Genomic DNA, 5,408 nt, shown 5'->3' on the forward strand with positions numbered 1-5,408 from the left:
TGCGCCACGGTCGAACCGCCCGCGGAGGCCCCGCCGCCGACGCCCGGCGCGGCGCCGCTGCCGGTCGACGGCTACGACTGGTTCTACAACACCGACGACGACACCGCCCGACTGGCCTACGGGCTGGCCGAGAGCGATGACCTGAAGCTGGGCTTCGACTGCCGTCGCGGGACCGGGCGACTGGAGATGGTCGCCATCGCCGAAAAGGGCGCCAAGGCCGAGATTTCCGTGGAATCCGGCGGCGAGACGGCGCGTTTCCCGGCCGAGGCCGAGCCGTCGCAGCTGCACGACGGGGTTTTTCTCAGCGTCGGGGCGACGACGGCCGAACCCGTCTTCCAGCGTTTCCGCCGGGTCGGCTGGATGGCGCAGTGGCGCGACGGCGCGCGCGAAGCCTATGCGCCGCAACCCCGCTCCGCAGCCAACATCGAACGCTTCTTCGCCTTCTGCGGTTGACGGGGGGCCCCGGCTCCGCTGCAGTCCCGCGCCAGTCGAGAGGGACGCCATGAAGACCGTGATCGCCATCGGGGCCGCCGCCCTGCTCGCCGCCGCTCAACCCGCGCTGGGGGGGGCCGCGATGGCGCAGACCGCGCCGCAATCCGCGCCCGAGGCGGCCCGCAACGCCGACAACCCCGCCCTCGCCTCCATCCTGGCCGACTACGAGGCCTGGCTGCGGGCCAACGACCCGATTTCGGCGGGCATGGAGGGCGACAAGGCGGCCCTGTCGCGCCTGCCCGACGTCTCGCGCGCCCATGAACTGGCCCAGGAGCCGGCGCTCAGGCGCTTCGCCGAGCGACTGGCGGCGATCGACCCCGGCTCCCTGAGCGACGAAGACCGCCTGAACCACGCCTTCCTGGCCTCGGTCCTTCAGCGCGCGCGCGACCGCATTCCGCTGGATACGGGCCGGATCGGCGCCTTCAACTCCGAAGGCGGGCCCGGCCAGTCCATGGCCTATATCGCCAGCGTCACCCGCATCACGAGCCGCGACGACGCCGAGGCCTGGATCGCCCGGCTGGAGGCGATGCCGGACTATTACCGCCATCAACTTGCCGACGCCCGGCGCGGGCTGGAGACCGGGCTGGTCCAGCCGCGCTCGGTGGTCGAGAACGCGCTGAGCCTGATGGAGCCGGAGACGGCCTATGCCGCCGACAGCGATCCGCTGCTCAAGCCGTTCGCCGCCCTGCCGGCCTCGATCAGCGCCGCCGATAAGGCGAGCTTGCGGAGCCGCGCCGCCGCCGTGGTCGCGGACCGGATCATGCCGGCGCGACGCGAATGGGTGCGGTTCCTGCGCGACGACTACCTGCCCCGCGCCCCCGAAAGCCTCGGCCTGGTCCACCGTCCGGGCGGACGCGACCTCTACGCCTTCCTGACCACGGGCTACACCACCACCGACCTGACCCCCGACCAGATCCACCAGATCGGGCTGGAGGAGGTCGCCCGCATCCGCGCCCGCATGGACACGGAGATGCAGGCGGCGGGCTGGACCGGCGACTTCGCGGCCTTCCTCGCCTTCCTGCGCAGCGATCCGCAGTTCTATGCGACCACCCGCGAAGAGTTGCTGGAGAAGGCCTCGGAGATGGCCAAGCGGGCCGACGACGGCCTGCCGGCCCTGTTCGGGACCCTGCCCCGCCTGCCCTATGGCGTGCGCCCGGTGCCGCGCGAGATCGAGGACAACTACACCACCGGCCGCTATTTCGGCGGCTCGATGGAGAACGGCGTCGCCGGCGGCTACATGGTCAACACCGGCCGGCTGGACCAGCGGCCGCTGTACGAACTGCCGGCCCTGACCCTGCACGAGGCCGTGCCCGGCCACCACCTGCAGATCGCCCTGCAGCAGGAGGCCGAGGAAGGCCCCTATTTCCGCAAGGACGCCAATGTCACCGCCTTCACCGAGGGCTGGGGGCTGTACGCGGAATTCCTCGGCGAGGAGATGGGCTTCTACCGCACGCCCTATGAGCGGTTCGGGCGGCTGAGCTACGAGATGTGGCGCGCCTGCCGGCTGGTGGCCGACACCGGCCTGCACTGGCTGGGCTGGGACATCGAACAGGCGCGGGCCTGTTTCCGCGACAATTCGGCCCTGGCGCCGCACAATATCGAGACCGAGCTGCAGCGCTATATCGGCTGGCCCGGTCAGGCTACGGCCTACAAGATCGGCGAGATCCGGCTGCGGCAGATCCGCGAGCGGGCCGAGCGCGAGCTGGGCGACCGGTTCGACGTGCGGAGGTTCCACGACGCCCTGCTGGTCGACGGCCCGCTGCCGCTGGGGCTGCTGGACGAGCGGATGGATCGCTGGATCGCGGAGCAGAAGGGGCGGCCGGCGGACTAGGCCAGCCCCAGCGCCGCCCGGGCCTTCTTCGTCAGCTTCGCCGCCACGATGGAATGGGCGATGGCGAGGTGTTCCGCCAGTTCGTCATCGGGCCAGTCGGCGGGATCGTCGAGGTGGATCCATTTCGCCCGCGCCAGATAGGGCGCCGGGCGGGCGCGGCCGTCTTCGGTCAGCACCTCGAAGGCGATGTCGGAGACCTTGAACGACAGCCCGCCCATGCCGCCGACGATGGCGAACATCTTGCCGCCGACGCGGTAGGCGTCGTGGTCATCGCCGAACGGGTGATCCAGCGTGACGCCGGGCAGGGCCAGGCAGACCTTGCCGACCCCCGCCCGGTCCATGCTCAGGCCTCGACGCCGACGCCGATCGGGCAGGTCACGCCGGTGCCGCCGATGCCGCAATAGCCGCCCGGGTTCTTGGCCAGATAGGCCTGGTGATAGTCCTCGGCGTAGAAGAACAGCCCGGCCGGGGCGATTTCGGTGGTGATCTCGCCCTGCCCCGCCTTCGACAGCGCGGCCTGATAGGCGTCGCGCGACGCCTCGGCCTCGGCCTTCTGGGTGTCGTTCAGATAATAGATCGCCGAACGGTAGGTGGTGCCGAGGTCATTGCCCTGACGCATGCCCTGGGTCGGGTCGTGGTTCTCCCAGAAGGTCTTCAGCAGCTCGGCGTAGCTGATCTCGTGCGGATTGAAGACCACCTGGACCACCTCGGCGTGGCCGGTCAGGCCGGTGCAGGTCTCCTCATAGGTCGGATTGGGCGTATAGCCGCCCGCATAGCCGGCCGCGGTGACCCAGACGCCCGGCAGTTGCCAGAACACCCGCTCCACGCCCCAGAAACAGCCCATGCCGAAGATCGCGGTCTCGAACCCCTCGGGATGGGGCCCCTTCAGCGGGCGGCCGGTGACATAGTGGACCTCGTCGGTGCGCACCGGGCCGGCGCGACCGGGCAGGGCCGCCTCGGGGGTCGGCATCTCGTGGCTTTTCCTGAACTGCATGGCGGGACTCCTCGGACGTTCGACCCCCATATGGGATGTTCGGCGGCGCTTGCCGAGGGGGTCGGCTTGTTCTATCAGCCTGCCTCCGCCGGAAAGACCAGACCGGCGGCTCACGCAGGCCTTCGGGCGACGTCGTGGAAACGGACAGGTGGCGGAGTGGTCGATCGCGCACGCTTGGAAAGCGTGTGTAGGTGAAAGCCTACCGAGGGTTCGAATCCCTCTCTGTCCGCCACGGCTCTTCAGCGAGAAATCTCCGCACCGACACCCGCCGATTTTTCCTTCGGCTGGTCAGAAGCTTGGTGAGCTCAAAACCAACGTCTTGCCTATCGGGGAGCCCGGGGTCCCCCAGGTGCGGCCACTTTCTGCGGACGGGTGAGGCTAGGGCGCTTCGGAGACGATGACTTTCGCCGCTCTTGCCCGATTTCGTTATCAGCGTCTTTTCAGCAGCGCGCCTGTCGAAGGCGCCGCTTTGACGTTTTTCACACCTGCCGAATCGCCCGATACGGCGGTGTTTTCATCATCGCGGCCCCCTTAAAAAAGAAGCCGATGTCCTGGTCCAACCCGTTCCTCGAAGACGTCCGGCGTCTGGGCGCGGGTGTCCTTGGCAGGCAGGCGACTGACTGGGGCGAAGAAATGCTGCCAGTTTGGAACCCGAGGTTGGACCTCTCCTACGACGTGGCTGGATCAGACGCAGACCCGACCGGACGGGACGTTGTCATCGACGTCATGGGCAAGCAACACAGGACGCGTCTGCGCTGGAAAACGGCAGCTTTGGCGACCCACTACACCCTCGACTGCCCGATGACGGGGAAGGCCGTTCGGGCGCTGTACGTACTCGGTGACCAAGTTGGCAGCCGTGAGGCTCTCGGCCTCAGGTACTCCAGCCGCCATGCTCCGCGCGCCGAGCAGCGGGACGCCAAGTACCGCCGCCTCTCCAGGCTGTTGAACGGCGACGGGATCCGCAAGGCAGCCCGCGCGGGTAACCGCAACCGCCTCCTTTCTCAGCTCTCAGGTCTAGACACTGATCAGATGGATGAACGGGACCGTCGCGCCGTCCTGAAGTGGCGACGGACAAACACGCCGGATGAGCCGATTACGCAGACCGCCTTGGCGCGCGCCCATAGCGGTTATCAGATGGTCAGGCCGGCTGACCGCCTGCGTCAGTTGGCGTCGGTATCGTTACCGCCTGACCTTTCGCCGCGTTTGCGCGTCATGCGTCAGGGGGTAGATCGATGTCCCGCGGTCAAACTGGCTGATCTGCTTGAGGCGGACCAAAACTTTGGCGGCCGCGGCTGGGTGCTCGAGTACCCCGACCACACGGTGGTCTACGCCGAACAGATCGTCAGCGCGGAAGGCTTGCAACTGCGCCTTGGCTGGGAGGGCGACCAGTCGGGCTATCAGGAGTTCGCGTTGACCGATGTCGATGGGGCGCTTCAGACCCCCTGCCCGGTTACAGGGAGGCCGACAGGGGCGCTGTTTCTACGGAATGGGCGCTGGGCATCCGCAAAGGCTCAACGGCTGTCCTGAGGCCTTTTTCGGCGCTTCGTTTCGAAGGGAAGCCGAAGAGCCTGCGCTGCTCCCGCCAGCAGCCGGGGAGCGGCTCGTCTATCAACCGGTTGAGCGTCAGGTCGTAGGGCTGTCGGCCCGCAAGAATGGCGTCCTGAATGTCCGGCGCGAGAAAGACGAGGCGGCACAGTTTCCGTTTGTACGGGTGAGCCGGCGCCCGGGCGTTCCTGAACGATCCCGCGACGGGCGACAGTCCGTACTCCTCGGCGAGCTTATGGGCCTGACGCAGCGCGTCGATGAGTGTCTTGTCCGCGTGACCGGCAGCAGCGGCGTGTGACGGTCTCTGCCGCCACGTGCGCCCGCCTCGGAACTGCAGCCGTTCCGGAATCCATATCCGCGCTGACCGCCCGTCGTCATCGATGAAGAGCCGCTCCGGCTCTGCTAGGCGGCCTTGCAGTTCATGATAGGCCAGCTTGCAGTTGCCCTCTCCGGCCAGCGCCTTGCCGTCGATCACAACCTGAACCGTGTCGGCGCCCAGCTCTACCTGGACAGCATCATGAAGGTGCTCGATCCGGACCTGAAGAC

Annotated in this window: 5 protein-coding genes, 1 tRNA gene and 1 pseudogene; 4 read left to right on the forward strand and 3 right to left on the reverse strand. The window is 68.0% G+C overall.

The features are described 5' to 3' along the window. On the forward strand, window positions 1–453 hold a 453-nt coding region (locus RDU12_RS05415), incomplete at its 5' end, for a hypothetical protein (RefSeq protein WP_308684223.1). A 49-nt stretch (window positions 454–502) separates the two neighbouring features. Beyond that, window positions 503–2,323 (forward strand): DUF885 family protein, encoded by a 1,821-nt coding sequence (locus RDU12_RS05420; RefSeq protein ID WP_308684224.1) that lies wholly within the window; start codon window positions 503–505, stop codon window positions 2,321–2,323. Here the strand turns inward: RDU12_RS05420 and RDU12_RS05425 are convergent. Beyond that, window positions 2,320–2,664, reverse strand: a complete 345-nt coding sequence (locus RDU12_RS05425; RefSeq protein WP_300289150.1) for an MmcQ/YjbR family DNA-binding protein — start codon at window positions 2,662–2,664, stop codon at window positions 2,320–2,322. The genes RDU12_RS05420 and RDU12_RS05425 overlap by 4 nt on opposite strands. Window positions 2,665–2,666: 2 nt before the next feature. Then, window positions 2,667–3,317 (reverse strand): peptide-methionine (S)-S-oxide reductase MsrA, encoded by a 651-nt coding sequence (msrA, locus tag RDU12_RS05430; RefSeq protein WP_300289149.1) that lies wholly within the window; start codon window positions 3,315–3,317, stop codon window positions 2,667–2,669. Between the two features lie 142 nt (window positions 3,318–3,459). On the opposite strand from msrA, the gene RDU12_RS05435 reads away from it, so the two are divergent. Beyond that, window positions 3,460–3,549: transfer RNA gene (locus tag RDU12_RS05435), tRNA-Ser, on the forward strand. Window positions 3,550–3,863: 314 nt separating this feature from the next. Beyond that, a complete protein-coding gene (locus RDU12_RS05440; protein WP_300289148.1) occupies window positions 3,864–4,844 on the forward strand; it encodes a hypothetical protein in 981 nt (326 codons plus the stop codon). On the opposite strand, the pseudogene RDU12_RS05445 reads toward RDU12_RS05440, so the two are convergent. Continuing rightward, a pseudogene (locus tag RDU12_RS05445) lies at window positions 4,768–5,408 on the reverse strand (hypothetical protein); the annotation flags it as partial. The gene RDU12_RS05440 and the pseudogene RDU12_RS05445 overlap by 77 nt on opposite strands.

Origin of the sequence: Brevundimonas sp. (assembly GCF_031082345.1) — a bacterium.
Classification (GTDB): Bacteria; Pseudomonadota; Alphaproteobacteria; order Caulobacterales; family Caulobacteraceae; genus Brevundimonas.